Below are 1,533 nucleotides of genomic sequence, written 5' to 3'. Positions count from 1 at the left end.
GCGCCAGCCCCAGCTCCACGTCCACCGCCATCGGCCCCAGAGGGGTCAGCCAGTGGCCGTCGGTCCAGACGCCCAGCGTCCGCCCCTGCCCGGTATGGTTCGGACACAGGATAAAAAGCCGCTGGGGCAGATTGGCTCCGGCGGTGGAGCCATCCCAGGTGCTCGCCAAAGTGCCGCCAATAACACGTCCACAGTAAACATAACCCGCGTGGGGCAACATGAGCCCAAGCAAGCGTGCGTTTGCCTCACGCGGTATTTCACCGGGGACAAGATTTTCAGGCACCCCCCCGGACATGAACCACGAACGGATTTCTTTTTTCAGTTGTTCGGCGTCAGCAGGATAAAAACGTCCTGCTGCGATGGGGTGTCGTATGCTCATGGCTGCTCCCGGAATTTAGCGTCTCAGAAAAAAGCTGCGAACCCTGCGACCAGGGCAAGACGGGCCTGAGTACCCGGTGTCTCCGCGCGCTGCCGCCCTATCAAAACATTTTATAACATAGTCTATGGACTCTTTAGAGCACATTTATGGCTTTTTTGAAAGACCCTTTCCGCAGATTCCCTCCGCCGGCGGCCGTCCTCTGCCCCGTGGAAGTTCCCTCACGGGGCAGAGAGGCCAAATGTAATGTGAAAATAAATACAGACCGGATTATGCCTGGGCAAGACCGCCCAGCAAAGCGTAATGTGTTTCCATATATTCCAGCAGACCTTCCCGGCCGCCCTCGCGTCCGAGGCCGCTGCCCTTGACGCCGCCGAAAGGCGTTTCCGCCGAGGCCAGCCCCGCATCATTGACGCCGACCATACCGAAACGCAAACCCTGCCAGAGCCGCCACACGCGCCCCATATCCCTTGTGCAGACGTAGGACGCCAGGCCGTATTCCGTGTCATTGGCAAGGCTTATGGCTTCTTCTTCACTTTCAAAAGACATGACGGCGGCTACGGGGCCGAATATTTCCTCATGAAAAAGGCGCATGTCGGGGCGCAAGCCCGTGAGCAGCGTGGGTTCATAAAAATTTCCCCCAAGGCTGTGCGGCTGCCCGCCTGTGACGCGGCACGCGCCTTTTTCCTGGGCGTCGCGCACAAGCGCGTCCACATGCGCCACGGCCTCGGCGTTGATGAGCGGCCCCATTGTGGTGTCGGCCTTCAGCCCGTCTCCCACATGCAGCTTGCGTATGCCGTGCAGCAGACGACGCACAAAGGCATCAAGAACATCCTTGTGCACCAGAAAACGGTTGGCGCAGATGCAGGTTTGACCGGCGTTACGGAACTTGTTGCTCAGGGCCATGCCCGCGGCCTGATCCAGGTCCGCATCATCAAAGACGATAAACGGCGCATTGCCGCCCAGTTCCAGAGAAAGGCGCTTGAGGGTGGGGCCGCACTGGGCGGCGAGCTTTTTGCCCACAGGCGTGGAGCCTGTGAAGCTGAGTTTGCGCACAAGCGGGCTTGAGGCAATGACCGAGCCGATGGCCCCGGCATTGCCCGTGATGACGTTGAATACCCCGGCGGGAATGCCCACCCGCCCGGCCAGTTCCGCCA

The 1,533-nt window shown here is 60.1% G+C and carries 2 protein-coding genes; both read right to left on the bottom strand.

The window, feature by feature from the left end; genetic code table 11:
• A partial coding sequence (gene amrB / locus V6C16_RS12970) for an AmmeMemoRadiSam system protein B (RefSeq protein ID WP_333543407.1) occupies window positions 1-379 on the bottom strand: 379 nt, incomplete at its 3' end.
• A 267-nt stretch (window positions 380-646) separates the two neighbouring features.
• On the bottom strand, window positions 647-1,533 hold an 887-nt coding region (locus V6C16_RS12965), incomplete at its 5' end, for an aldehyde dehydrogenase family protein (protein WP_333543406.1).

This window comes from Desulfovibrio sp. 1188_IL3213 (assembly GCF_036763145.1).
In the GTDB taxonomy this organism is placed as follows: domain Bacteria; phylum Desulfobacterota; class Desulfovibrionia; order Desulfovibrionales; family Desulfovibrionaceae; genus Desulfovibrio.
Note: the sequence above shows the minus strand (reverse complement) of the source record. Positions and strands in the feature narration are given on the sequence as shown.